Here is a 26001-nt window from a genome sequence, read left to right as displayed (position 1 = left end):
CCTGTCATCGGAGTTCGTCGAAGGCGCTCGCGAACATGCTCAGCGCCGCCGCGACGTGCGGCAATTCCAGGGGCTCCGCGGCGGTGAGGGCGGCCTCCTGCTCCTCGGGGGTCGCCCCGGAGAGCGGCGCGGTGCCGAGGCGGACCCGCAGCGCCCCCAGTTCGTCGCCGAACCGGTGCCCGCCCGGCGCGGGGGCGCCGAGCCGCCGGCCGAGGTACTCCTCCAGTTCCATGGAGTCCGTCACCCCGCGGGTCGCCAGCCGGGTGCGGAGCGGTCCGAGGTCGGCGTAGAGGTGGCGGCCGGCCTGCGGGGGCCTGGCCAGCGCCCCGGCGCCGAGCACCGCCCGGTGGGCTGCGGACGCCAGGGTCCCCTGGAGCAGCGCGGACCGCCGGACCCGTGCGACCACGTCCTCCGGCTCGCCGAGCGCCTCGGTCGCGGCGCGGGCGACCGGCACGGCCACGAGCGCGCCGAGGGCGGTGAGCACGTCGAGGGTGCGGGCGTGGCGCGCCGCGGCCCGGTCGGTGTCGGGGAAACGGGCGACCGCCACCGGCCAGGCGGCGGGCGTGAGCGAGCCGGCGAGGTCGGTGAGGACGGTGACGTCGTCGGGGCACAGGTCGCCGGGGCCGATCAGCACGGTGTCGCGCGACCGGTGCACGGTGTCGCGCCAGGTCTCGTCGCTGACGATGTGCAGGCCCTCGCCGACAGCCGCCTCGCACGCCTCGCGGACCAGCTCGGGCGGGGCGACGGTGGCGGTCGGGTCGTCGGCGACGGAGAGCACCAGCAGGCGCGGCCGGCCGCCCTCCGCCCGGACCCGGCGGACCGTCTCCAGCAGGGCGTAGGGGTCGGGGACGCCGCCGCACTCGGCGGGTGTGGGCACGTGGTAGAACGGCCGGCCGAGCAGCCGGGACTGCGGCATCCAGGTGGCGGGGCAGGGCCGGGGCATCAGGACGTCGCCGCCGTGCGCGGCCATCAGGGCCAGCAGCAGGGGCTGCGCGCCGGGGGCCGCCGCGATCAGTGCGGGGCCGCCGCGCAGGCCCCGGCGGGCGAAGTAGCCGCAGGCCGCTCCGCGGAGCTCGGGTCCGCCGCCCGGCGGCTCGGGGTGGAGGTCGTGGGCGGCGGCGGCGAGCCGGCCGGCCAGGCGGGGCAGGACGGGGAGCCCCGGGTCCAGGGCGGGCGGGCCGTACCGGACGGGTCCGCGGTCCTGGCGCGCACCGCCCCGGTGGCCCTGCTCGGTCCGGTCCACCGGTGCCTCCTCGTCCGACCGCCGTCCCCCGTGTCGTCGCCGTGCCGCCCCCAGAGCCTTTATACGGAGGTTTCGGCGCGGCTGCCCGCCCGGACGGACCGGCCCGGAGGCGGTCCGTCCGGGCCGGGGCGCGGCGGGGTCAGCCGGCGAACGCGGGCGTGGGGAGCCCGGCCCCCGCGTCGGGGAGCACCAGTACCGAACCGGCGGGCGGTTGCGGGTCGCGCAGGCCGGTGCGGGCGGTGGTGACGTAGAGGTCGCGCAGTCCGGGGCCGCCGAACGCGCAGGCGGTCGGCTGGAACACCGGCAGCCCGATCACGCGGTCCAGGGCGCCGCCGGGGGTGTAGCGGCGGAGCGCCGAGCCCTGCCAGAGGGCCACCCAGACGCAGCCGTCGGCGTCGACGGTGAGTCCGTCGGGGAGGCCGGCGCCCGGTTCCACGGTGGCGAACGGCCTGCGGTTCCGGACGTGTTCGCCGTCCACGTCGTAGACGTCGATCCGCCGGGTGGGGGTGTCTATGTGGTACATCAGCCGTCCGTCCGGGCTCCAGCCGGTGCCGTTTCCACAGGTCACGGTGGCGACCCGGGTGACGGTCCCGTCCGGTGCCACGCGGGAGAGGCTGCCGCCGCCCTCCGCCCCGTCGTAGCGCATGGTGCCGGCCCACAGCGCCCCGTCGGGGGCGACGGCCGCGTCGTTGGCGCGCCGGCCCGGCACCGGGTCCTGGACCAGCCAGCGGAAGGCGCCCGCCGCGTCGTACAGCCCGATCCCGTCACGGAGGTTGACGACGAGTCCGCCGCCCGCACGGGGCTTGGCCGCGCCCACGTGCTGCGGGGCGACGAGTTCGGTGCGGCCCGGCCCCTCGGGGGCGGCGGGGTCGTAGGTGTGGACGCGGGAGGCGAGGATGTCGACCCAGAGCAGCCGTCCGGTGGCGGCGTCCCAGGTGGGGCCTTCGCCGAGTTCGGCCTCCGCCCGTATCGCGACCTCGATCGCGGTGGCGCTCATGCCTGCCCCCCGTGGTGGCCGAGCCGCCCCGAGAGGGCGTCGGCGCCCTTGGCGGCGAGGCGGGCCAGTTCGTCCTCGCGCTCCTCGCTCCAGCGGCTCATCGGCACGGAGACCGAGAGAGCGGCGACGATCCGGTCGGAGCGGTCCCGCACCGGGGCGGCGACGCAGGACACGTCGGGGTTGGACTCGCGGTGCTCGACGGCGATCCCCCGCTCCCGGATCTCGGCCAGCGCGGCGCGCAGCTCCTCGGTGCCGGTGATGCTGTTCTCCGTCATGGCCTCCAGCTCGCGGCCCCGGAGCCGGGCTTCGAGTTCGGCCTCGGGCAGCGCGGCGAGCAGCAGCTTGCCGACGGAGGTGCAGTGGGCGGGCAGCCTGCGGCCGGCGGCGGACACCATCCGGACCGCGTGGGTGGAGTCCACCTTGGCGATGTAGATGACGTCGGCGTCCTCCAGGATCGCCACGTGCACCGTCTCGCCGCACGTCTCGGCGACCTCGCGGGCGACCTGGAGCCCTTCGGCGGCCAGGTCGAGCTGTTCGGCGTACCGGCTGCCGAGCTGGTAGGTGCGGACCCCGAGACGGTAGCGTCCGGGCTGGCCGGGAACCGTGACCAGGTAGGAGCGGGCCGCGAGGGTGGTCAGCAGTTCGTGGACGGTGGTGCGCGGCAGTTCCAGTCGGCGGGTGACCTCGGGTGCGGACAGCGTCCCGTCGCCCTCCAGGAAGAGTTCGAGCACGTCCAGCGCCCTGGTCACCGCAGGGACGAGTCGCCCCATGTTTCCCCACCCCTTGTGCGTCGTTCGCCGCAGGCACGCCGTACGGCCCGTTCCGGCCGGCCCGGAACCGGAGCTGTTCGAAACTTCGATCGTCAGCCGGTATGACGAACAGAGGCTAGCGCCGGTGCCGTCCGGCGGGCAATGACCGTGACGAAGGCCGCGGAGCCGGTATGCCCCGGCTGGGGGCGTTTCCGGGCGGGGCCGACGGGGGCGGTGCGACACGCGTCCCGGCGCGCCTGCTGGTTCATCGGGCGTTCCTGGGGTATCCGCTGAGCCATGTCGTCACGCCGTGTACCCCGTTCCCTCACCTCTCCCACCCGGATGCGCGGCTGGTTGCAGAGCCGCGACCTGTCGGCGTTCCAGACCGTCGCCGAGCGGCACTGGCCGGGCGCCGACCCGGTCCTGCCCCGGCTGAGCCGCAGCGCCAATCACGGGCTGCTGTGGTTCGGCGCCGCCGCGGGCATGGCCACCCTGGGCGGCAGCGCGCGGGCCCGGCGGGCCGCGCTGCGCGGCGTGGCGTCGCTCGCGGTGGCCTCGGTCGCCATCAACACCGTCGGCAAGGGTGCGGTGCGCCGGGACCGGCCGGTGCTCGACATGGTGCCGGTGATACGGCAGCTGAAGCGGCAGCCGGTCACCACGTCGTTCCCGTCCGGGCACGCCGCGTCCGCCGCCGCGTTCGCGACCGGCGTGGCCCTGGAGTCGAAGGGGTGGGGCGCGGCGGTCGCGCCGGTGGCGCTGGCCGTCGCCGCCTCCCGCGTCTACACGGGAGTGCACTATCCGAGCGACGTGCTGGCGGGCGCGGCGCTCGGCGTGGGCGCCGCCTTCGCCCTGCGCGGGGTGGTGCCCACGCGCGGGCAGTTGCCCGCTCCCGGCCGGCCTCCCGCCGAGGCGCCCGCGCTGCCGGAGGGCGCGGGGCTGGTCGTGGTGGTCAACCGGAACTCCGGTTCGGCCGCCGCGACGGCTTCGCTGATCCGGGACGTGCTGCCGCTCGCGGTGATCATGGAGTGTGCTCCGTCCGACCTGCCGGCCGCGATGGAGGAGGCGGTGGAGCAGGGCGAGGTGCTGGGCGTCTGCGGCGGGGACGGCACGGTCAACCTGGCGGCTTCGGTGGCGGCGACGCACGAGGTGCCGCTGGCGGTCTTCCCGGGCGGGACGCTCAACCACTTCGCGTACGACCTGGGGATCGAGACGGTGCACGACACGGTCCTGGCGCTCAAGGGCGGGGCCGCGGTGCGCGTCGACGTCGGCCGTTTCCGGCCCGGCCCCGCAGGAGCCTCCGGCGCGCCCGGGTACTTCCTCAACGCCTTCAGCCTGGGCGTCTACCCGGAGCTGGTGTCGATCCGCGAGCAGTGGGCGCCCCGCATCGGCGGCTGGCCCGCCGGGGTGCTGGCCGCGGCGAAGGTACTGCGCGGAGAACGCCCCCTGGAGGCGGAACTCCAGGGCGAACGGCGCCCGTTGTGGCTGCTGTTCGTCGGCAACGGGCTGTTCCGCCGGGTGGGTCCCGCACCGGGCCGGCGGCACAACCTGGCCGACGGCCTGCTGGACGTACGGGTGGTGCACGGCGGCCGGGGGCCCGCGCTGCGGCTGCTGGCCGCGGCGATCTCCGGGCCGATCACCCGCTCGCCCGCCCACGCCGCGGAGCGCCGCAAGCGCATCCGGATCGCCGGACTGCCGCAGGGCACCCCGTACGCCTATGACGGCGAAGTGGCGCACGCGGACTCGGAGTTGGTGATCGACAAGCTTCCCGAGGCGCTGACCGTCTACTGCCCGATGTCTTCCTGAGGGGCCGCGCCCACGGCAGGCGCGTCTCACATGTCAAAACACGGATCTCATCATGCGACATCCGGGCGTAGCGTGACGGGTGTGCTCACAAGAGCGCCTGGAAACAAGGAGATCCGGTCATGCCGAAGGATTCCGCCGTCTACACCCACGGGCACCACGAGTCCGTGCTCCGCTCCCACACCTGGCGCACCGCGGAGAACTCGGCCGGGTACCTGCTGGACGAACTCCGGCCCGGCCTGTCGGTGCTGGACGTGGGGTGCGGGCCGGGCACCATCACCGCGGACCTGGCGGCGCGGGTGGCCCCCGGCGTGGTGACGGCCGTCGAGACCCACCGCGAGATCCTGGACCGGGCGGCCGCGGCGGCGGCCGAACGGGGCCTGACCAACCTGGCGTTCGCCGTCGCCGACGTGCACGAGCTGGACTTCCCCGACGACTCCTTCGACGTCGTCCACGCCCACCAGGTGCTCCAGCACCTCGGCGATCCGGTCCGGGCGCTGCGCGAGATGCGCCGGGTCTGCCGGCCGGGCGGCGTGGTCGCGGTGCGCGACAGCGACTTCGCCGCGATGACCTGGTACCCGGAGGTACCGGGCATGGAAGGGTGGCTGGACCTCTACCGGCGGGTGGCCCGCGGCAACGGCGGGGAGCCGGACGCGGGCCGACGGCTGCTCTCCTGGGCCCGCGAGGCCGGCTTCACCGACGTCACGCCCGGCGCGTCCACCTGGTGCTACGCCACGCCGGACACCCGGCAATGGTGGTCCGGACTGTGGGCGGAGCGCACGACCGCCTCCTCCTACGCCGGGATCGCCGTCGGCGGCGGGCACGCCACCACCGGGCAGTTGGAGGCGATCGCCGACGCCTGGCGCGACTGGGGGCGGCAGGAGGACGGCTGGTTCATGGTGCCGCACGGCGAAATCCTCTGCCGGGCCTGACCGCGCCGCGGACGGACCGCGCTCGCGCACGGACCGTCCGCCCGGAACAGATCACACACGGCGCAGGCGGCAACTACCCTCGTGGACATGGACATTCTCGGCACCACACTGCGCATCTGCGTCGACGACCTGGAGGCCGCGGTGGCCTTCTACGAGGACCTCACCGGCGTCCGGGCGCTGCGCTTCGAGCGCGGCGGGGTGTCGGTCGCCGCGATCGCCTGCTTCCTTCTGATGAGCGGCCCGGAGTCCGAGCTGGAGGTGTTGCGCAAGGTGTCGGCGACCATCGCCGTGAAGGACGTGGACGACGCCCTCACCGCGCTCACCCGGGCCGGCGCCCGGATCGTGGCGGGACCCGTGCCCACCCCCGCCGGCCGGAACCTGATCGCACTCCACCCGGACGGCTCCGTCTTCGAGTACGTGGACCGCAACGCGCTCACCTGACCACCGGCCGCGCGGCCCGGCCCGCCCGTTCGCTCCGGAGCCGACGGCCACGATATTCCGCGTGATCGCCGCCACCCACGTCGTAACCTGGGCGGTCGGCGGCGGTCGCCGTCGGGGGAACGGCAGAAGTACGCGCGGGGCGTGCGAGGCACGCGCACGGGAAGGCGGGCACGATGGGGACGCGGCACACCTACCGGGTGATCGTGCGGGGGACGTTCGACGGACTCACGGACGAGGCGCGGGGCCGGTTGCTGGCGGAGGTGGCCGACCACGGGCTCACCGCGATGCAGTTCACCGAACAGGGGTCGTTCACCTACGACGCGACGCTGAAGCACTTCAGCTTCCGCCACGTCGTCGTCTCGGACTCCGAGGACGGCGACGAGATGGCCGGCGCCCTCGCCGAGGACCGGGTGGAGACCACCCTGCGCGGGAGGGGCTACGGACACGGCCCGTTGCGGTCGACCGTGACCGACATGGACACGATGAAGATCAACCGGAAGGGGCGCCGGGGACCCGGCTGACGCCCCGCGGGCCCGGCCCGACCGCCCTCAGGCGCCGGGCGCGTGTTCCGGGCGGCGGGGGCGTCCGGGGCGGGGCGCCCCCTCGCGGGCCCGGCGCTCCTGGGCCAGTGCCGCTTCCTTCTCGCGCCGGCCCTCCGTCCTCAGCCGCTCGTCACCGAGGGCGATCCCGTCCGATTCCTTGATCATCCCTTTGAGCCGACGGGCTTTGGCCTGGACGATGTTCCTGGTCCTGCTCACTGCTTCCTCCGGTACGGCGTACGGGGCATGACCACCCCGCTCTTCCCATGGTGCACGTTATGCCCTAAATACGCCCGTTCGCCGAGGTGCGAATTTCCGATCATGGGGTATGCGCCCCTTTGGCGTCCCCCGCCCCGGCCGTGCAAGGCTGGACAGTGGACGACGACAGACGGGGACACGCGCCGACGGGCCCACGCCGCGCCGGCCCGCGTTCCACGACGCGATGAAAGGAAGGCCCATGGCCGAGAAGACATTCGAAGGCCGCCGCGTACTCGCGATCGTCACCAACTACGGCGTCGAGCAGGACGAACTCGTCGTGCCGGTGAAGCACCTGCGCGACAAGGGCGCGGCGGTCACCGTCGCGGCGGTGACCACGGACGACATCCGGACACTGGTCGGCGACAAGGACCCGGGCGCGACGGTCCAGCCGGACCTGACGCTCCCCGAAGTCGACCCCGACTCCTACGACCTGCTGCTGGTCCCCGGCGGCACGCTCAACGCCGACACCCTGCGCCTCCAGGACGACGCCCAAAGGATCGTGCGGGCCTTCTCGTCCGCCGCCCGCCCGGTCGCGGCCATCTGCCACGGCCCCTGGCTGCTCGTCGAGACGGGCCTCACCGAGGGCCGCACCCTGACGTCGTACGCCTCGCTGCGCACCGACATCCAGAACGCCGGCGGCACCTGGGTCGACAAGTCCGTGGTGAGCGACGACACCGGCTCCTCCACGCTCATCACCTCGCGCACCCCGGACGACCTGCCGGACTTCCTGCGCGAGATCGAGGCGGCGCTCGCCCCGAGCGCGGGCTGAGCGGCGGCAACCCGCGCCGCCGGACCGTGCGGGCCGCGCCCCGCACGGCCCGGCACGGCACGGCCGTGCGCCGCATCCGCCGGGGCGCGAGACGGTACTCGGCCCGGTAGCCGGGCCCGGTCACAGGGAGGTACGGATGGCACGCGCGGCGATCTTCGACGTGGACGGCACCCTCGCCGACACGAACCATCTGCACGTCGTGGCGTGGTGGGAGGCGTTCCGCCAGGCGGGACACCACGTCCCCATGCACGACATCCACCGGGCGGTGGGGCTCGGCGGCGGGGACCTGATCTCCCGGCTCCTCGGCCCCGGCCGGGACGCCGGGCAGGACGACGCGATCAGCGCCGCGCACTCGACGCTCTACGGCACCTGGTTCGACCGGCTCCCCGCCTTCGACCGGGCCGCCGACCTGCTGCGGGCGCTCGCCCGGCGCGGCTGGACGATCGTCCTGGCGACCTCGGCCACCGGCCCCGAACTCGACGCGCTGCGCGGGGCCGTCGACGCGGACGACGTCATCGCGGCCACCGCGAGCGCCGACGACGTCGAGGCCGGCAAGCCCGCTCCCGACCCGGTGGCCCACGCCCTGGAACTGGCGGGCGCCGACGCCGCCGAGGCGGTCTTCGTCGGCGACACCGTCTGGGACATGGAGGCCGCGGGCATGGCGGGGGTGACCTCCGTCGCCGTGCTCGGCGGCGGCATCCCCCGCTCGGACCTCGTCGAGGCGGGTGCGGCGGCGGTGTACGACGACGTGGCCGACCTGCTGGACCGTCTGGACACCAGTCCGTTCGCCCTGCTGGAGCGCACCCGCTGAGGCGGTGGACCGGCAGCGAAGGCGTGCGTTCATCCGACGGTGGCCGGGGGCGGGGTCCAACGGTTCTTCGGCGGCACGGAGTTGTCGATCCCGAAGTCGCCCTTCAGGTGCTCCGGAATCGCGTAGTGCATCACGCGTCCGCGGGTGAGCGAACTGAGTTCGAAGCGCGTGGTGAGGTCTCCGAGGCGGTCCAGCGCCCACGCGCCGAGGGGGGAACTGTCCTCGATGGTCTCCAGCACGTTCAACAGGGCGGGGGCCGCCCTGACCGCCGTGTCCCAGGGACTGCGGGGCACGCCCAGCCAGTCGGCGCACGTGTCGCCGACCAGGTAGCGGACGAGGGCGCCCACGACGGGATCGAGCAGGGTGCCCGGCACCACCTCCTCGTACAGGTCGATCAGCTGGCGGGTGAGCTGCACGCCTTCTTCGCTCGGGCCCATGTGCCGGGTCATGTACAGGTCCGAGAACCGCCGGGCGGCCGTGAGGTCGGCGGGCGCCCGGTCCTGGTCGACGCCGAGCATGGCCCCCACGACCCGCCAGGCGTAGTAGTAGGCGTCGGCGCCCTCGTTGCTCATGTGGACGCCGAGGCGGTGCAGCGCGTCGAGGACCTGGACGGAGAACATCATCTGCCCGCCCATCATGTCCTCCTGGCAGATCGGCGTGCCGTCGGCAGCCACGTCCCAGCGCCCCTCCCGTTTCAGGTGGTGGCGGATGGAGGCGTGCAGCAGCCGGACCTTCTGGGCGGCGGGGATGAACCGGCTGCCGGCTTCGAAGGCGTCGGGCCGCATCAGGTACACGGTGAACTGCCCGGTCTCCGCCATGCGCTTGGAGGGGTACTTCAGCGAGTGGGTGGCCGACAGCAGTTTCGCGATGTGCGGCACGACGTAGCAGGCGGGCATCGCCGCGAAGGAGAGCGCGGTGGAGATGTGCACGTTGTTGTCGACGAAGAAGAGCCGGGCCCGCTCCATCTCGGACCAGTCCACCCAGGAGGGTGGCGCGCCGGTCTCGTGCAGGTACTCCCGCGCCACCTCGGGCAGTCCGTCGGGGAGTTCCTGACCAGCCGTGGAGACGTACCGCATCAGGGTGTTGAAGGTGCCCACTTCGCCGCGCTCGAACAGCGTCGCCACGGTGGCGTCGGCCAGTTCGTCCCCGGCGGTGCGCAGCGCGTCCATGGACGCGGAGGTGTAGGACATGGGCGTTGCTCCCTGGATACGGAACTCGTCGGTCGGGATGGGCGGGGCCGGGCTGGAGGGCCGGGATACGCGCCGGGTCCGGGATACGCGGAGGTCCGGATGCGCGGGACCGGTGTACGGGAGGGCCGGGAGGCACGGGATCGGGAGGCGCGGGTCAGTGGTGGCGGGCGGTGGCGAAGGCGGCCAGGCCGGACAGCGCGCGGCGCGCCTCCGGGGTCAGGCAGGCGTCGTCCAGCGCCTCGTGGGCGGCCCGCGACCGGGCCGCGATCATGTCCTCGACGCGGGCGACGGCCCCGGTGCTCCGGGCGATCTCCCGCACCCGCTCGACCTGACCCTCGTCGGGCCGGCCACCGCCGAGGAGGGCCCGCAGCTCGCGGCGCTCCTCCTCGGCGGCGAACCGCAGGGCGTGCGCCATCAGCGCGGTGGGCCGGTTCCCCGCCACGTCGTCGGCGGGGTCCTTCCCCGTGCGCTGCGGATCGCCGAACAGGCCCAGCAGGTCGTCACGGAGCTGGAACGCCTCCCCCAACGGCACCCCGAAGCCGGTGTACGCGGCGAGCAGCGCCGGCGGCGCGCCCGCCAGCAGGCCGCCCAGGTGCAGCGGGTGTTCGACGGTGTACTTGGCCGTCTTGTACCGGATCACCTTGACCGAGGCCGCCGGGTCGGGTTCGGCCCCGACCCGCAGGATCTCCAGGCACTCCCCCGCCACCAGCTCACGGGCCATGACCGCCCACAGCGGCCTGGCCCGGCCCAGGTAGGCGCCGGGCAGGCCGGAGGCGGTGAACATCTGGCCGGCCATCGACATCAGCAGGTTGCCCGTGAGCAGCGCCAGCGCGCGGGCGCCCGCCTTCGGCCGGGGGCCGTGGGTGAAGGCGGCGCGCAGGGCGACGTGCGCGGTGGGACGGCCGTGCCGGGAGCGGCTGCGGTCGATCAGGTCGTCGTGGACGACGGCGGCCGCGTGGACCAGCTCGACCGCGCAGGCCGCACGCAGCAGGGCCTCACCGTCCGGTTGGCCCGCCCCGCGCCAGCCCCAGTAGCAGAAGGCCGCCCGGATCCGTTTGCCGTGCTCCGTCGCGGCGTGCAACTGCTCGGCGACCGGCCCCAGCGAGGCGTCCACGTCCGCCAGCGCCTGTGCCTCCGCGGTGACGAACTCGTCGAGCACCCGGTCGACGCGGGCCTTCAGGGCGGCGTGCTCCGCCTGGTCAGTCACCCGCGCCGCCCCCGAGCCGGCCGTCCGCGAGGACGGAACGGGCCAGGATCTCCAGGTGGGCCGGGGGCACGCCCACGTACCGCCCGAGCAGCAACCGGCCGCGCGCCTCGGTGTCCTGGCGGCCTTCGGCCAGCAGTTCACCCAGATCGGCCCGGCGCAGCAGCCCGGTCAGCCCGCTCACCGCGCTGCCCAGCGTGGTGACGGCGATGTCCGCCAGCCCGGCCGCCAGGGCCACGGCGTCCCCGGCCGGTCCGCCCCCGCGCGCGTCGTCGTGTGTCACGGCGTGTTCCCCCCGTACCGCGTCGACCGCCCCGGACCCGGCCGGTCGGCCGGTCTCGTGCGGTGCTCGCACCCGAGTCTGTCCCGGGGTACGGGGCGGGAGGTCTCCGGCGGACCGATTGCGCCCGATCGAGTGATTCCGCGCCGGGACCGCCCCCGCGCCGGCCCCGAGTCCGCTCCGCCGTCCCTCAGTCCTCGTCGCCGTCCACGCACACCCGGACGGTGTTCAGCTCGACGTCCGCCGCGTCGGGCAGGTTCATGCCCGCGCGCACCCCCGAGCGGAGGTATTCCAGCACTGGCGCGGTGAGGCGTTCGCCGGGCAGGACGACCGGGATGCCCGGCGGATACGGGGTCACCATCTCGGCGGCGATCCGGCCCTCGGCCTCGCCCACCGGCACGTCCTCGGTCTCGGCGAAGAACGCGTCTCGCGGCAGTCGGGCCTGCTGCAGCCGCAGGTCGGAGGGATCGGGGACGACCACTCGCGGTGCGGGGGGCAGGTCCCCGGCGTGGCGGGCGAGGTCCCGCAGTCCGGCGATCAGGCGGCTGGTGGTGGTGGAGTCGTCGGCGTGGGTGATCTGCGCGTTGATGCGCCGGTGGTCGGACAGGTGCATGTCGAGACGGTGACGCTCGCGCAGCCAGTCGGCGGCCTGGTAGCCGGTGATGCCGAGACCGGAGAGGTCCACGACGACGGGCAGCGGGTCGAACTCGGTGGCCCGGCCGGGCCCGCAGAAGTCGTCGGCGTCGTTCACGTGCATGCCGTCGATCTGTTCGATCTCCTGGCGGACCGAGGCGGCGAGCCTCAGGGCGTGCGAGATCAACGCGTGGCCGTCGAGCACCATCTGGCGGCGCCAGCCGTCGATGCCGGCGTAGAGCAGGGTCGACGGGCTGGTGGTGCCCAGCAGGTCGGCCCGTGAGGCCAGGGTGACGGGGTCGATCAGGTCGCCCTGGAGGTGGAAGACCGAGCCCTGTTCGAGGCCGCTGCCCATCTTGTGGATGCTGGTGACGCAGATGTCGGCGCCCGCGTCCATGGCCCAGGTGGGCAGGTCGGGGTGGAAGGGCAGGTGCGCTCCCCACGCCTCGTCGACGATCAGCGGGCGGGAGCGGCGGTGGCAGACCTCGGCGATCGCCCGGAGGTCGGCGGCCGCGCCGTAGGGGGTGGGGCTGGTGACCAGGGCGCCGCGCGCGTCGGGGTGCGCCTCGAAGGCGCGTTCGTACTCCTCGGGCGCGGGGGCGTGGGCCAGACCGCGTTCGGCGTCCCACTGCGGTTCGATCCACACCGGTTCGATGCCGCACAGGACGAGCCCGGCGATCACCGACTTGTGGGCGTCACGCCCCACCAGGAGCTTCTGGTGCGGGGCCGCGACCGTGAGCATCGCGGCCTTGACGGAGAGAGAGCTGCCGCAGGTCGAGAAGAAGGTGTGGTCGGCGTGGACGGCATCGGCCATCAGCCGTTCGGCACGCAGCAGGATGTGGTTGCGGGTCTTGCGGTCGTCCAGGCCGCCGCTGGCCAGGACGTCACCGTGGAAGACCGCGTCCCCGAGCACCGCCCGCACCTGAGGATCGGCGCCGCGTGCCTGTTTGTGGCCGGGCGGCGAGAACGCCAGATGGCCCGAGTCCCGGTACGCGGCGAGGGCCTCCAGAACAGGTGCTTCCTTGTGATCTGTACGCATGTGCCACGTCTTCCCCCGGCCCGCTGCGGGCAATCACCGGCCGGACGCCGCGCCCCCGGAGGGACGGTCCGGCCGGTTCAGGTCGTCTCCGCGGTGATCGCCCAGCGCTCATGGTCGCGCCACGCTCCGTCGATGTGCAGGAAGTCGGGCGAGAACCCCTCCAGCCGGAATCCGGCCCGCCGGACCAGCGCGATCGAGGGGGCGTTGCCGGGCTGGATGTTGGCCTCCAGCCGGTGCAGCCCCAGCGGGCCGAAGGCGTGGCGGACGACGAGCCGCAGCGCCTCGCCCATGAGGCCGCGCCCTGCCGCGTGCGCGAACGCGCCGTAGCCGAGTGCGCCGCAGCGGAAGGCCCCGGCCACGATGTTGTTGATGTGCACGAATCCGGCGAGGGCTCCGCCCGCCGCGCGTTCGCAGACCAGGAACCCCTCGCGGGCGGGGTCGTCACGGAATCGGGCGAGCTGGGCGGCGTAGCCGGCCGCGTCCTCGGGCGGGAACAGCCAGGGCCGGTGCAGGGCGCGGCTCTCCCGCACACGTGCGGTGAACTCGGCCTCGTCCTCGGGGCGGTAGCGGCGCAGCGCGACCCGCTCGCCCTGCGCCACATGATCATGATCCATCCGAGGAGCCTACGACCGGACTCCCGTCCGGCGAGAACCCGCCACCGGGCGGGAAGCACACGGAAACGCGCGGGTGGGCCGGAGTGTGCCCACCCGCGCCCCGTGCGGGCGGGGCCCGCCCGGAGGTCACACCAGCGCCGGTACCTCGTACTGGAGAGTGCCCCGGCCGCCGTCGGCCGGGGCGTCGAGGACGGCCGGGAGTCCGAGGGGGACGGTGAGCGAGGTGGGGCCGTGCCCGAAGCCGAGCTCCTCGACGACCGGCACACCGAGCGGGGCGAGGCGGTCGGCGAGTACCGCGCGGACCCCGTCGTACGGTCCGCACTTCTCCCACGACCCGCAGGCCACCCCGGCCACCCCGTCGAGGGCCCCGGACCGCAGCAGCCGGGTGAGGATGCCGTCGATCCGGTAGGGCTCCTCCCCCACGTCCTCGACGACCAGCAGCCCGCCGCGCGCGGACGTGCGGGCGCCGGGGGTCCCGAGGTCGGCGGCGAGCAGGCTGACACAGCCGCCGTACGTGATGCCGCGGGCCCGGCCCGGCACCAGCGCCGTCGCGGTGTCCAGGCCGATCGTGGTCGCGCTGCCGGGGTCGAACAGGGTGGTGCGCAGCGAGTCCTGGGTGACCGCGTCCTTGAGGAACGCCTCGGTGGCGATCATCGGGCCGTGCAGGGTGGAGAACCCCGCGCGCAGGGCGAACGCCTCGTGCAGCACGGTGATGTCGCTGTACCCGACGAACGCCTTGGGGCCGGCCGCCCGGATCGCCGCCCAGTCCAGCAGGTCGACCATGCGGTGCGCCCCGTACCCGCCCCGGGCGCAGAGCACGGCGTCCACGGACGGGTCGAGCCAGGCGTCCTGGAGGTCGCGGGCACGGTCGGCGTCCGTCCCGGCGAGGTGGCCGAGGCGGGGGTGGGCGTCGAGGACGTGCGGGGCGACGACCGGGTCGAGGTCCCAGCCGCGCAGCAGGTCGAGACCCGCGTCGAGCCGCTCGGCGGGGACGGGGCCGCTGGGCGCGACCACGGCGACCCGGGCGCCGGGCCGCAGCCGGGCGGCACGGGCGAGCGGGCGCGGGTCGGGCCCGGCGGGCGCCGGGCTCACGGGCGCAGCTCCAGCACCGGGACGTCGGTGCGTGCGAAGCCGAAGGTCTGCGCGTACAGGGAGAGTTCGGCCTCCAGCGCGCGCACGAGGGTGCTCGCGCGGCGGAATCCGTGGCTCTCGCCCTCGAAGGCGAGGTAGGCGTGCGGGATGCCGCGTCCCTCGATCGCGGTGAGGAACCGCTCGCACTGCGCGGGCGGGCAGATCACGTCGTCCAGCCCCTGGAGCAGCAGGAACGGCACCCGCAGCCGGTCGGTCCGGTTGATCGGGGACCGCTCGCGGTAGCGCTCGGGCACCTCGGCGAAGGGGCCGATCAGCGATTCCAGGTACTGCGACTCGAAGTCGTGGGTCTCCTCGCCGTTCCAGCCCTCCAGGTCGAGGATGGGGTAGCTGATGGAGCCGCAGGCGTAGACGTCGGTGCCGGTCAGCGACGCGGCGGTGGTCCAGCCCCCGGCGCTGCCGCCCCGGATGGCGAGGCGGTCGCGGTCGGCCTCGCCGGAGTCGGCGAGGGCGGTGGCGACGGCGGCGCAGTCCTCGACGTCGACGACCCCCCACGCGCCGCGCAGGCGTTCGCGGTACCGGCGGCCGTATCCGGTGGACCCGCCGTAGTTGACCTCGGCGACCCCGATCCCGCGCGAGGTGAAGTAGGCGATCTCCAGGTCGAGCACGAGCGGGGCGTGCCCGGTGGGGCCGCCGTGCGCCCAGACCACGTACGGCGGGAGTTCGCCGTCGGGGGCGGTGGCCCCGGGGTTGCGGGGCGCGTAGACGTGCGCGTGGATGTCCCGGCCGTCGGGGCCGGTGAAGACCCGTTCCTGCGGTTTCGGGTAGTGAGCGGGATCGACGGGGTCCCGGTGGGGCGGGCCGAGGACGCGGGTGTGGCCGGTGGCGGTGTCGAGTTCGACGACCTCGTAGCCGGTGTACGGGCTCGCGGCCACGCCGACGACCCGGTCCCCCCGCACCGCCAGGGTCTCCGCCCAGGCGGTCCAGGGTCCGGCCGCGTCGACGAGTTCGCCGGTCTCCGGGTCGAGGACGCCGAGGCGGGGGGAGCCCTTGCCGTGCAGCACGGCGACGAGTCCGTTGTCGAGCAGCCGGAACCAGCGCAGGCCGATCTTCCAGAGCGGCCCGCCGAACTCCTCGCCGCGGCCCCGGCACAGCCCACTGCTGGGGACGACGGCTCCGGGTGCGGCGTCGGGGCGGATGCGCTGGAGTTCCCACCAGTCGCCGATGTCGGAGACGAAGAGCAGCGAGCCGTCGCGGTCCCACTCGATCTGGCAGACCGACTCGTCGGTGCCGCCGACGAGCGGGCGGATGCCGGTGAAGGTTCCCCCGTCGGTGATCTCGGCGAGCATCACCTGGGTGCCGTCCCAGGGCATCCGCGGGTGGTCCCAGGCGATCCAGGCGGCCCGGCCGCCGTCGTGGGACAGGCGCGGTCCGGTGACGAACCGGTGCCGATCGTCGGAGAGTTCGCGCACCGCGCAACGGTCCTCGGCGGCCGATCCGTCGAGCGGCACCGCGGCGATCACCCGGCGGACGTCGGTGGGGCCCTCGCCGGTGAACTCCTCCAGGACGCACCAGACTTCGTCCCGGCCGGGGTGGAACTGCGGGTCCACCCAGCGCAGTCCGCCGCCGGTGCCGGAGACCGGGGTGAGCGGCCACGGTTCGCGGTCCTGGTCGGGGGCGCACGCGTACAGCCGCTGGTCGTCGAAGTGGACGAAGACGACCAGGGGCCCGCCCTCGGCGCGGGGCGCGGCGGCCCACGGCTGCCCACCGTACTCGATGACGCGGCTGCGCGGGTTCCACGGCGCCGGCAGCACGTCCTCGGTCGCGCCGTCGGCGCGCCGCCGCACCAGCGACCGGCGGCCGCCTTCGGCGGGCCGGGGCTCGGTCCACCACACCTCGTCGCCGACGGTCCCCACGTATTCGGGGCGGCCGTCGTGCGAGGCGGCCAGGGCCGCGTCGATCGGGGAGGGCCACGTCCCGTAGGGGGCGGGCTCCGGGCGGGTGCGTTCGGTGTCGGCCATGCTGGTGATCCCCCGTACGGGTCAGGCGGTGCGCAGGTAGTGGTCGAGGACGCGGGCGCCGAAGTGCAGGGCCTCGACGGGGACGCGTTCGTCGACGCCGTGGAAGAGCGCCTGGTAGTCGAATCCGACGGGCAGTTTCAGCGGCGAGAAGCCGTAGCCGGTGATGCCCAGCCGGGAGAACTGTTTGGCGTCGGTGCCGCCCGACATGGAGTACGGGACGGCGTGCGCGCCGGGGTCGAACCGTTCGACCGCGGCGCGCATCTTGGCGAAGGTGGGGCTGTCGACGGGCGCCTGGAGCGCCACCTCGCGGTGGTGGTACTCCCAGTTGACGCCGGGACCGGTCAGCCGGTCGAGGGTGGCGCGGAACTCCTCCTCGCCGCCGGGGACGGTCCGGCCGTCGATGAAGGCGGTGGCGTGGCCGGGGATGACGTTGACCTTGTAACCGGCTTCCAGCATCGTCGGGTTGCTGCTGTTGCGGACGGTGGGCGCGACCAGTGCGGCCGAGGGACCGAGCTTGGCGAGCAGCTCGTCGACGTCGAAGCCGGGGGCGTCGAGATCGGCGTCGAAGCCGTGCAGGGCGGCGAGTTCGGTGAGTGCGGCGCGGACGGTCGGGGTGAGCCGCACCGGCCACTCGTGGGCGCCGATGCGGGAGACGGCGGCGGCGAGCCGGGTGACGGCGTTGCTGGGGTTGACCTTGGAGCCGTGGCCCGCCTTGCCCTCGGCGGTCAGCTTCAGCCAGCCGGTGCCGCGTTCGCCCGCCGCGATGGGGTAGAGCGAGAGGCCGTCGCCCGCGTGGAAGGTGAAGGCGCCGGACTCGCTGACGCCCTCGGTGCAGCCCTCGAAGAGAGCGGCGTGGCGGTCGGCGAGGAAGCCCGATCCGTCGTCGGCGCTGGCCTCCTCGTCGGCGGTGAACGCGAGCACGATGTCGCGGCGCGGCCGGACGCCGGCCCGCGCCCAGGCGCGGACCACGGCGAGGATCATCGCGTCCATGTTCTTCATGTCGATGGCGCCGCGGCCCCAGACGACCCCGTCGCGGACCTCGCCGGAGAACGGGTGGACGGTCCAGTCGGCGGCCTCGGCCGGCACCACGTCGAGGTGACCGTGGACGAGCAGGGCGTCGGCGGCGGGATCGGTGCCGGCGATGCGCGCGACGACGTTGGTACGGCCGGGGGTGCGTTCCAGCAGCGTCGGTTCGAGGCCGGCGGCGGCGAGCCGTTCGGCGACGTACTCGGCGGCGGGGCGTTCCCGGCAGTCGCCGCCGCCCCGGTTGGTGGTGTCGATCCGGATCAGGTCCGAGGTGAAGGCCACCGCCTCGTCCAGCGCGGTCGCGTCGAGGCCCCCGGTCGCGTCGGCGGGACCCGGGGCGGGCGCGCCGGCCGGGGCGGGCGCGGCCGCCGGGTCGGGTGCGCCGCCGGGGATGCGTGCCTCAGCCATACTGTTCCTCCACTGCGGCCGACACGATGGTCGTGACGGCCTTGAACGTGCGGATGCCCTCGTACATCGTCGCGCTGGTGTACGCGACGCGCCGCTCGCCGGACCGCTCCACGCCGGGGACGACGGTGGCGGCGGCGGCCAGGTGCTCGGCGTCGAACTCCAGTTCCACGGTGCAGGACTTCCCGGTGACCGGAGCGTGCCGGACGGCCAGCGCGGTGGCCCGCGACGCTGCGGCGCGGATGTCGGCGGCGGTGCGGGCCGGGGTGCGGCAGACCGCCGCGTAACGCGAGACGTGGTCCTTGACGGCGACCTTCCGGGCGCCGGGCGCGTACCCCTCGGCGTCCACGCAGGTCAGATCGTCACCCGTGACGAGGACGACGGGCACCCCGAACTCGGCGGCGACGTGCGCGTTCAGCAGTCCTTCACTCGCCCGCTCGCCGTCGAGCCAGACGCCGGTGATGGAGTTGGCGAGATAGGTGTGCGCGAGCACCCCCTCGGCGCCCGCCCCGGTGTGGTAGCCGACGAAGGCGACGCCGTCGACGTCCCCGTACTGGATGCCCTCGACCATGGAGAGCGACTTGTGCTTCCCGGTCAGCATCTGGACCCGGTCGTCCATCCGTTCCAGCAGCAGGTTCCGCATGGTCCAGTGGGCCTCGTTGACCAGGACCTCGTCCGCGCCGCCGTCGAGGAAGCCGAGCGCCGCCGCGTTCACGTCGGAGGTGAACAGGGCGCGGCACCGCTCCCACTGCGGGGTTCCCGGCAGGACGTCCGCGGGCCAGGTGACCCCGGTGGCGCCCTCCATGTCGGCACTGATCAAGATCTTCACGCGGTTCCGCCGTTCCCTCGTGCCACGAGCCCCTCGCCTTCCGCACGCCTCAGGACGTGCCGCGCCGACGCCGCCCCCGGGGAGGCGGACCGGATTTCCCGGGGCCCATACAAGCATCCCGGCGCGCCCGGCACTCCGCCGCCTCGGGGGGAATCGGCGCATACCCGTCCCAACGGGCGCGGGCCCGTTACGGACGGCCGGGACCGGCCCCGCTCACCTCCGGGCGGCGACGTCCGCCAGCACCTCGCGGGCGGCCCGGGTCCCGGAGGCGAGGGCGCCCTGCACCGAGCCGGTGGCCCGGTGGTCGCCGCAGACGTAACGCCCGGCCCCCGTCCGGGAGGTGCGGCTCAGCGGCCAGGGCGCGGGCATCGCGGGCAGCGCGCCCTCGACGGTGTACGCGGCGACCGGCTCCCAGTCGTCGGTGCCCACCCCGTACGCCTCGGAGAGGTGGGTCCGCAGCTCCGCCTCACGTCCGGGCCGGTCGGCGCCGAGCACGGAGGTGGAGACGAGGGCCCGGCCGGCCGGGGCGCAGGTGGGGGTGACCTCCGACAGCACGCAGGTGTTGAGGAAGCGGCCCGCGGTGTCCACCATCAGCACCCCTTCGCGCAGCGGCGGTACGCCGGACGCGTGGTAGTACGTCGTCACCGTCCTGGTCGGCGGCACCGCGAGGCCGGGCAGCAGCCGGGCGGCGGCGGAGGCGTCGGTGGCGACCACGACGGCCGGCGCGGCCCACTCCGTGCCGTCCTCGCCGAGCACCCCGTCGTCGGTGACCTCCCGCACCGGGCTGTCCAGACGGAGCACGCCCGGCGGCAGTCCGGCGGCGAGCTGGGCGGGTACGGCGCCGATGCCGTCGGCCGGGAGGCAGGAGGTGCCGCGCAGCATGCTCCGCCAGACCAGGTGGAAGAAGCGCGAGGAGGTCTCCAGCTCGTCCTCCAGGAAGACACCGGACAGGAACGGCCGGAACAGCTTCTCCACGAGCTCTTCCGAGATTCCGGCGTCGGCCAGTTCGGTGAGCGTGGTGCGGTCCGGCCGCCGCTTGAGCGCGCCGACCGGGCCCAGCAGGTCCCGGCCCGTCAGCACCCCGAGGGCCAGCAGGTCCCGCGCCGACGCGAGCCGGCCCGGCAGCAGGTCCCCGGCCGACCCCGGCGCACGGGTGGGATCGGTGAACCGCTCGGTGCCGCCCGGGGTCCGTACCAGGACGCCGGGCGTGAACGGCCTGGCCCGCAGCGCCCGCAGGTCCACCCGCCGCTTGATCTGCGGGTACGAGGTGTTGAGCACCTGGAAGCCGCGGTCCAGCAGGAACCCGTCCCGCCGGTCGGTCCGCATCCGCCCGCCCACCGCGTCGGACCCTTCGAGCAGCCGCACCGAGAGTCCGGCCGCCCCCAGGTCGGCGGCGCAGGCGAGACCGGCGAGACCGGCCCCGACGACGAGGACGTCGCAGCTCCGGGACTGCTCGGACGGGTCGGTCGGGTGCTGCGCCACGGGTGTCTCCTCGGGTCGGGCGGGCGGACGGGCCGCCCGCGCGGGCCGAAGGCGTCCCCGGGACATGCCAGCACAAGGCGGGGCGTTTGGCCGTGAGGACACTCGGGCCGCCGGGCGACGGCACGGCGGCCCCGCGTGTCGCGAGCCGTCCGGTGACACACTGGCCCGCGCATCCGACATGTGGAGGGGGCACCGCCGTGCCGATGATCCGCACCATCCGCCGGGCCGTGAGCCGGGTGATCCACCGCAAGATCGATCTCAGCCACCCGGCGCGTTCCCCGCTGGGCAGCTCGGTCGTCAACTGTGTGACGTACGTGGACGGGGTCCGCCGCTTCGGCCCCCCGTCGGCGGGAGACGCACTGCGCGGAGTGCGCGCCGCCGGGCGGGGATTCGTCTGGCTGGGCCTGCACGAGCCCTCGAACGACGAACTACTCTCACTGGCCGGAGAGTTCGGGCTGCACCCGCTGGCCGTGGAGGCTGCGGGACACGGCCGGCAGCGGCCCAGGACGGAGGAGTACGACGGCGTGCTCCTCTCGGTCTTCAAGACCTGCCTGTACGTGGAGCACGAACGGCTGACGGAGACCAGCGAGGTGGTGGACACCGGCGAACTCGTCGTCCTCACCGGCCCGGACTTCGTCATCACCGTCCGGCACGGCGGCCACGGTTCGCTCGGGCCGCTGCGGGAGGCGCTGGAGGCCGACCCGGTACGGCTGGCCCGGGGCCCGGCCGCCGTGCTGCACGCGGTCGCCGACCAGGTGGTCGACGACTACCTGCGGGTGGCCGACGCGATACAGCTCGACGTGGAGGCGGTGGAGACCTCCGTCTTCGCCGGGCGGCCGCAGCGTGAGGACGCGGGCCGGATCTACCAGCTCAAGCGCGAACTCACCGAGTTCAAGCGGGCGGTGCTTCCGCTCGACCGTCCCCTGCACGTCCTCGCCACCCGCAGGTCCGCATGTGTGGACGACGGCGTCCGGCCGTACTTCCCCGACGTCGCCGAGCACCTGACCCGCACGACGGAACAGATAGCCGGGTACGACGCGCTGCTCGACTCGGTCTTCCAGGCCCATCTCGCCCAGGTGACGGTGGCCCAGAACGAGGACATGCGCAGGATCACCGCCTGGGCCGCGATCATCGCCGTCCCCACCATGGTCTGCGGCGTGTACGGGATGAACTTCGCGCACATGCCCGAGCTGCGGTGGACGTACGGCTACCCGGCGGCGCTCGGGCTGATGGCCGTCGCGTGCTTCGTCATCCACCGCGGCTTCCGGCGCAACGGCTGGCTCTGACGGGACCGGGTCACCGGCGGCCGGGGTGGAGCAGCCGCCGGTCCCCTCCCCCGGTCTCAGCCGCCGATGCCCTTCAGCAGCTCCTCGATCCGGTCCAGCTCGGCCTGGTCGAAGTCCAGCTTCTCGGCCGCCGCCACACTGTTCTCCAACTGCCCGACGCTGCTCGCGCCGACCAGGGCGGAGGTGACCCGGCCGCCGCGCAGCACCCAGGCGAGGGCGAGCTGGGCGAGCGACTGGCCGCGCCCGGCGGCCACCTCGTTCAGCGCGCGCAGCCGCTCCACCAGCTCGGGGGTGACCGCGTCGGCGCTGAGGAACGGGCTGGACCCGGCCGCCCGCGAGCCCTCCGGGATGCCGTCCAGGTAGCGGTCGGAGAGCATGCCCTGGGCCAGCGGCGAGTAGGCGATGGAGCCGGTGCCCAGCTCGTCCAGGGTGTCCAGCAGGCCGTCCTCGACCCAGCGGTCGAGCATCGAGTAGCGCGGCTGGTGGATGAGGAGCGGGGTCCCGAGCCCCTTGAGGATGCGGGCCGCCTCACGGGTCTGCTCGGGCGAGTAGTTGGAGACGCCGACGTACAGCGCCTTGCCGGAGCGGACCGCCGCGTCCAGCGCGCCCATGGTCTCCTCCAGCGGCGTCTCGGGGTCGGGCCGGTGCGAGTAGAAGATGTCGACGTGATCGAGGCCGAGCCGGCCCAGGCTGGCGTCGAGCGAGGAGAGCAGTGTCTTGCGCGAGCCCCACTCGCCGTACGGGCCCTCGCCCATGCGGTAGCCGGCCTTGGTGGAGATGACCAGCTCGTCCCGCAGCGCGGCGAAGTCCGTCTTCAGCGCTCGGCCGAGCGTCAGCTCGGCGGAGCCGGGCGGCGGGCCGTAGTTGTTGGCCAGGTCGAAGTGGGTGACGCCGAGGTCGAACGCCCGGCGCAGGATGCGGCCCTGCTCGTCGGGCGTGCGGTCGCCGCCGAAGTTGTGCCACAGGCCGAGGGAGAGGGCGGGGAGCAGCAGGCCGCTGCGCCCGGTGCGCCGGTAGGGCATGGCGGAGTAGCGGTCGGCGGACGGAAGGTACATGCGGGGCTCCGCGGGTCGAGGGCCGGTGTGCGCGGGCGCGCCGGGTCCGGTGCGCCCGCCCTCCAGGCTGGCGGAGAATAATCCAGTGGTCCAACGGGAAATTCCGCATGGATTCATCGCCTAAGGTGTTCAATCATGGAATTGCGCCAGTTGGAACACTTCGTCGCGGTCGCCGAGGAGCAGCATTTCACCCGGGCCGCGGAGCGCCTCGCGGTCTCCCAGTCGGGCCTGTCGGCGTCGGTACGGGCGCTGGAACAGGAGCTGCGGACCCCGCTGTTCAGCCGTACCACCCGTTCGGTGCGGCTGACGGAGGCGGGCCGGGCGCTGCTGGTGGAGGCGGTCCGCACGCTGGCCGCGTCCCGAGCGGCGCGGGACGCGGTGGACGCCGTACGGGGGCTGCTGCGCGGGACCCTGACGGTGGGGGCGGAGCAGTGCGTGGCGGGCGTCGGCCCGGCCCGGCTGCTGGCGGCGTTCCACCACGCGCACCCGCACATGGAGATCCGGCTGCGCCAGGAGGGCACGACCCGGCTGCTCGACGGGGTGGCGAGCGGCCGGCTGGATCTGGCGTTCGCCGCGACGGTCGGCCCCGCGGAGTGGCACGGGGAGCTGAGGCCGCTGGCCACCGAGGAGATGGTGGTGCTGTGCGGGCCCGGCCACCGGTTCGGCGCCGCGCCGCGGCTGACGTGGGAGCGGCTGGCCGGCGAACGCTTCATCGACTTCCACCCGGACTGGGGCCCCCGGCGGGCGGCGGACGCGGCGTTCTCGGCGGCCGGAGCGGTGCGCACGGTGGCCTTCGAGGTGAACGACGTGCACAGCCTGCTGGAGCTGGTGCACGAAGGGCTGGGCATCGCGGTGGTACCGAGGCACTTCTCCCGCAAGCCGGAGGCCGCCGGCCTCACCACCCATGAGCTCACCGGCCCGCCGGACGTCCGCCCGGTGGTCTACGAGAGCGTGGTGGTGCTGCCCCCGGCCCGGTCGATGAGCCCGGGGGCGAAGGCGCTGATGTCGCTGATGCGGGAGCGTTCGGCCTAGCCAACTCGTCGGGCGCCCACTCCTGGCCCCGCTCCTGGCCCCGCTCATGGCCCCGGAAAGCCTTGCCCGCAGCATCGCCGCGGACCCGTCGCCCGGTCGGGGGACGTCCGCAGCCACATCGGCCCCTGAGGGCGCCGGCCACGGGGCCGGTTCCGGTCGTGGCGCCGGACGACGCCGGCCTCGGAAAGCAGAAATCGACTGCCGTCCCGGACGAGGACATTCCCGTCCCACCCGGAATCTTCGGGCAACTCGATTGCGCTCCCACAGGGCTGTCAGGCGTTTATCGCGGGGCCCTCCATCTGTTCGTATAGACCGACAGGTTGTACCGAGGTACGACGCGTCCGACTTGAAGGGGCAAATCGCCGAGGTATGCGGACAGACCAGGTCACAGCGTTGAGTCCGCTGGGTTCGCGCACTGCCGGACGGAGATCTTTTCGCGCGATGTGACCGCGCGGATCGCGGTGGACAAGTAGATTGCCGACATCATCACGAGATGGATATCGACCCGCCAACTGCAGTCCACCAACCTGCATTTGATGGTCAGTCATTATGGAGGAGTTTCTGGCGGACACCGGGTCCGGGCAGTCCGCCGGTCGCGGTGTTCGCCGTCGTTTCCGACCTGATCCGGTTCTTCGGGGACACCCCCCACACGGCCGGCCGAGAGCATGAGGAACGTTCTGTGAAGGTGCGTACGAGGCGGCCGGCCCCCCTGATCGCCGGGGTACTGGCAGCGATGTTATCGACGGCCTGCAGCCCCCAGGGCTCCGAGGGCAGGATGGTCGTCGGGATGTCCGACGACATCCTCGCCACGGATCCCGCCTCGGGATACGACCCGGGGTCCTGGCTGCTGTTCAACAACGTCTTCCAGTCCCTGCTGAGCTTTCCGCCCGGAGCGTCCACCCCCGTGCCCGAGGCTGCCGAGGAGTGCAGGTTCTCCGACGGCAGCAAGACGTACACCTGCACCTTGCGCGACGGGCTGGAGTTCAGCAACGGCAACAGCCTGACGTCGGCGGACGTCAAGTACTCCTTCGACCGGACGATCCGGATCAACGACCCGGCGGGCCCCGCGCCGCTGCTCTCCACGATCGCGTCGATCAGCACCCCGGACGACAAGACCGTCGTCTTCCGCCTCAAGGTGCCCGACGCGACGTTCCCCAGCAAGATCGCCTCAGGCGGCGGTTCCATAGTGGACCGCCAGGTGTACCCCGAGGACAGCCTGCTCGAAGGCGGCAAGGCGATCGGTTCGGGCCCCTACGAGCTGAACTCCATCGACAAGGGGAAAGCCGTCTTCTCGGTCTACCCGGGCTATCGCGGAACCGCCGAGGTGAAGAACTCCGGCGTGACCCTGGAGCTCTTCCGGGGTGACCAGCAGGCCCTCCAGTCGGCGCTGGAGAAGGGCGACGTCGACATCGCCTACCGCGGCCTCAGCGCCAAGGCGATAGCGGCCCTGGACACCTCGTCCACCACCGAGAAGGGGGGCATCGAGGTGATCCAGGGCAACAGCGCCGAAGTCCAGCACATGGTCTTCAACGTCGACGACCCGGTCGTCGGCAACCTCGCCGTCCGGAAGGCCATCGCCTACCTCGTCGACCGCTACTCCCTGGTCAGCGAGGTCTACCAGTCCACGGCGGCGCCGCTCTACTCGGTCATCCCGGTCGGCATCACCGGCCACGGCACCTCCTTCTTCGACACCTACGGGGACAGCCCGAAGCCGGAACGGGCGAAGGCGGTGCTGCGGGAGGCCGGCGTGACGGACAAGGTGAAACTGACCCTCTGGTCCACCCCGAGCCGGTACGGGCCCGCCACCGACGACGAACTGCGCGCCATCGCCGATCAGCTGAACGACAGCGGGCTCTTCGACGCCCGCATGAAGTCCGTCCCCTTCGACGAGTACGAGAAGGGCATCGCCGAAGGCACGTACGGCGTCTACGTCAAGGGCTGGGTGCCGGACTACCCCGACCCGGACAACTTCACCCAGCCCTTCTTCGGCGAGGGCAACGTCCTGTCGAACAATTACGACAACGCGGAGATAGTCGACCGGATCATCCCGCGGACCTCGTCCATGACGGATCGCGCCAGCACGCGCCAGCAGTACATGAAACTGCAGGACATCGTGGCCCAGCAACTGCCCATTCTGCCGCTCTGGCAGGGAAAGCAGTACGCGGTCGCCCACGAGAACGTCCGGGGCCTGCAGAACTGCCTGGACACCTCGACCGTCTTCCGGTTCTGGGAACTCAGCACCGCCTACTGAGGCGTGGAGCGGAAGCGCACCCCGCC

At 73.7% G+C, this 26001-nt stretch carries 24 protein-coding genes; 9 read left to right on the top strand and 15 right to left on the bottom strand.

Annotation, left to right across the window (positions count from 1 at the left end; translation table 11 throughout):
• Positions 1–4: 4 nt before the first annotated feature.
• From Q0994_RS24320 to Q0994_RS24310, 3 genes are all read right to left on the bottom strand, one after another.
• The gene (locus tag Q0994_RS24320; protein ID WP_299538298.1) at positions 5–1243 is read right to left on the bottom strand and encodes an aminotransferase class I/II-fold pyridoxal phosphate-dependent enzyme; all 1239 of its coding nucleotides are present in this window, start codon (positions 1241–1243) and stop codon (positions 5–7) included.
• Between the two features lie 139 nt (positions 1244–1382).
• Positions 1383–2240 carry an SMP-30/gluconolactonase/LRE family protein gene (locus Q0994_RS24315; protein ID WP_299538296.1) on the bottom strand — a complete coding sequence of 286 codons (858 nt, stop codon included), beginning with the start codon at positions 2238–2240 and terminating at the stop codon, positions 1383–1385.
• Positions 2237–3010, bottom strand: coding sequence for an IclR family transcriptional regulator (locus tag Q0994_RS24310; RefSeq protein ID WP_299538294.1), 774 nt, complete (start codon positions 3008–3010; stop codon positions 2237–2239). Before Q0994_RS24310 ends, Q0994_RS24315 begins: the two co-directional genes overlap by 4 nt.
• A 276-nt stretch (positions 3011–3286) precedes the next feature.
• Here Q0994_RS24310 and Q0994_RS24305 point away from each other — a divergent pair, with 276 nt between their 5' ends.
• The 4 genes from Q0994_RS24305 to Q0994_RS24290 all read left to right on the top strand — a co-directional run bounded on the left by Q0994_RS24305 (position 3287) and on the right by Q0994_RS24290 (position 6683).
• Positions 3287–4792 carry a bifunctional phosphatase PAP2/diacylglycerol kinase family protein gene (locus Q0994_RS24305; RefSeq protein WP_299538292.1) on the top strand — a complete coding sequence of 502 codons (1506 nt, stop codon included), beginning with the start codon at positions 3287–3289 and terminating at the stop codon, positions 4790–4792.
• Between the two features lie 119 nt (positions 4793–4911).
• Positions 4912–5721 (top strand): class I SAM-dependent methyltransferase, encoded by an 810-nt coding sequence (locus Q0994_RS24300; protein ID WP_299538290.1) that lies wholly within the window; start codon positions 4912–4914, stop codon positions 5719–5721.
• 87 nt (positions 5722–5808) lie between these two features.
• Positions 5809–6162 (top strand): VOC family protein, encoded by a 354-nt coding sequence (locus Q0994_RS24295; RefSeq protein ID WP_299538288.1) that lies wholly within the window; start codon positions 5809–5811, stop codon positions 6160–6162.
• Positions 6163–6335: 173 nt separating this feature from the next.
• Positions 6336–6683 (top strand): DUF6204 family protein, encoded by a 348-nt coding sequence (locus tag Q0994_RS24290; RefSeq protein ID WP_299538286.1) that lies wholly within the window; start codon positions 6336–6338, stop codon positions 6681–6683.
• A gap of 27 nt (positions 6684–6710) precedes the next feature.
• Here the strand turns inward: Q0994_RS24290 and Q0994_RS24285 are convergent, their stop codons facing one another.
• Positions 6711–6920, bottom strand: coding sequence for a hypothetical protein (locus tag Q0994_RS24285; protein ID WP_299538284.1), 210 nt, complete (start codon positions 6918–6920; stop codon positions 6711–6713).
• 238 nt (positions 6921–7158) lie between these two features.
• Here Q0994_RS24285 and Q0994_RS24280 point away from each other — a divergent pair, with 238 nt between their 5' ends.
• Positions 7159–7728, top strand: coding sequence for a type 1 glutamine amidotransferase domain-containing protein (locus Q0994_RS24280; RefSeq protein WP_299538283.1), 570 nt, complete (start codon positions 7159–7161; stop codon positions 7726–7728).
• A gap of 136 nt (positions 7729–7864) precedes the next feature.
• Positions 7865–8539, top strand: coding sequence for an HAD family hydrolase (locus Q0994_RS24275; RefSeq protein WP_299538282.1), 675 nt, complete (start codon positions 7865–7867; stop codon positions 8537–8539).
• A gap of 29 nt (positions 8540–8568) precedes the next feature.
• Here Q0994_RS24275 and Q0994_RS24270 read toward each other — a convergent pair whose 3' ends face one another.
• The 10 genes from Q0994_RS24270 to Q0994_RS24225 all read right to left on the bottom strand — a co-directional run bounded on the left by Q0994_RS24270 (position 8569) and on the right by Q0994_RS24225 (position 20351).
• The gene (locus tag Q0994_RS24270) at positions 8569–9729 is read right to left on the bottom strand and encodes an oxygenase MpaB family protein (protein ID WP_299538281.1); all 1161 of its coding nucleotides are present in this window, start codon (positions 9727–9729) and stop codon (positions 8569–8571) included.
• Positions 9730–9883: 154 nt separating this feature from the next.
• Entirely contained in the window at positions 9884–10936 is a 1053-nt protein-coding gene (locus tag Q0994_RS24265; RefSeq protein WP_299538279.1) for a polyprenyl synthetase family protein, read from the bottom strand.
• On the bottom strand, positions 10929–11216 hold the full coding sequence (locus Q0994_RS24260) for a polyprenyl synthetase (protein ID WP_299538278.1): 288 nt from the start codon (positions 11214–11216) through the stop codon (positions 10929–10931). Before Q0994_RS24260 ends, Q0994_RS24265 begins: the two co-directional genes overlap by 8 nt.
• A 187-nt stretch (positions 11217–11403) precedes the next feature.
• Entirely contained in the window at positions 11404–12885 is a 1482-nt protein-coding gene (locus Q0994_RS24255) for an aminotransferase class I/II-fold pyridoxal phosphate-dependent enzyme (RefSeq protein WP_299538277.1), read from the bottom strand.
• A gap of 77 nt (positions 12886–12962) precedes the next feature.
• On the bottom strand, positions 12963–13499 hold the full coding sequence (locus Q0994_RS24250; protein ID WP_299538275.1) for a GNAT family N-acetyltransferase: 537 nt from the start codon (positions 13497–13499) through the stop codon (positions 12963–12965).
• A gap of 126 nt (positions 13500–13625) precedes the next feature.
• Positions 13626–14591: an LD-carboxypeptidase gene (locus Q0994_RS24245; RefSeq protein WP_299538273.1), complete on the bottom strand. Its 966-nt coding sequence runs from the start codon at positions 14589–14591 to the stop codon at positions 13626–13628.
• Positions 14588–16609: a prolyl oligopeptidase family serine peptidase gene (locus Q0994_RS24240; RefSeq protein ID WP_299538271.1), complete on the bottom strand. Its 2022-nt coding sequence runs from the start codon at positions 16607–16609 to the stop codon at positions 14588–14590. Before Q0994_RS24240 ends, Q0994_RS24245 begins: the two co-directional genes overlap by 4 nt.
• A gap of 21 nt (positions 16610–16630) precedes the next feature.
• Complete coding sequence (locus tag Q0994_RS24235; protein WP_299538269.1) at positions 16631–18043, bottom strand: M20/M25/M40 family metallo-hydrolase; 1413 nt, start codon at positions 18041–18043, stop codon at positions 16631–16633.
• Positions 18036–18869 (bottom strand): M55 family metallopeptidase, encoded by an 834-nt coding sequence (locus tag Q0994_RS24230; RefSeq protein WP_299538267.1) that lies wholly within the window; start codon positions 18867–18869, stop codon positions 18036–18038. Before Q0994_RS24230 ends, Q0994_RS24235 begins: the two co-directional genes overlap by 8 nt.
• A gap of 213 nt (positions 18870–19082) precedes the next feature.
• Positions 19083–20351 carry an NAD(P)/FAD-dependent oxidoreductase gene (locus tag Q0994_RS24225; protein ID WP_299538265.1) on the bottom strand — a complete coding sequence of 423 codons (1269 nt, stop codon included), beginning with the start codon at positions 20349–20351 and terminating at the stop codon, positions 19083–19085.
• Positions 20352–20554: 203 nt separating this feature from the next.
• On the opposite strand from Q0994_RS24225, the gene Q0994_RS24220 reads away from it, so the two are divergent.
• On the top strand, positions 20555–21637 hold the full coding sequence (locus Q0994_RS24220; RefSeq protein ID WP_299538263.1) for a magnesium and cobalt transport protein CorA: 1083 nt from the start codon (positions 20555–20557) through the stop codon (positions 21635–21637).
• A 56-nt stretch (positions 21638–21693) separates the two neighbouring features.
• On the opposite strand, the gene Q0994_RS24215 is transcribed toward Q0994_RS24220, so the two are convergent.
• Positions 21694–22692 carry an aldo/keto reductase gene (locus Q0994_RS24215; RefSeq protein WP_299538261.1) on the bottom strand — a complete coding sequence of 333 codons (999 nt, stop codon included), beginning with the start codon at positions 22690–22692 and terminating at the stop codon, positions 21694–21696.
• A gap of 135 nt (positions 22693–22827) precedes the next feature.
• Between Q0994_RS24215 and Q0994_RS24210 the strand changes: the two genes are divergently transcribed.
• Positions 22828–23724, top strand: a complete 897-nt coding sequence (locus Q0994_RS24210) for a LysR family transcriptional regulator (RefSeq protein ID WP_299538259.1) — start codon at positions 22828–22830, stop codon at positions 23722–23724.
• Positions 23725–24403: 679 nt separating this feature from the next.
• A complete protein-coding gene (locus Q0994_RS24205; RefSeq protein WP_299538423.1) occupies positions 24404–25975 on the top strand; it encodes an ABC transporter substrate-binding protein in 1572 nt (523 codons plus the stop codon).
• The last annotated feature ends 26 nt before the right edge of the window (positions 25976–26001 follow it).

Source organism: uncultured Streptomyces sp., from assembly GCF_947488945.1.
In the GTDB taxonomy this organism is placed as follows: Bacteria; Actinomycetota; Actinomycetes; order Streptomycetales; family Streptomycetaceae; genus Streptomyces.
The sequence above is the reverse complement of the archived record's forward strand: the minus strand, read 5'-3'. Positions and strand labels throughout refer to the sequence as shown.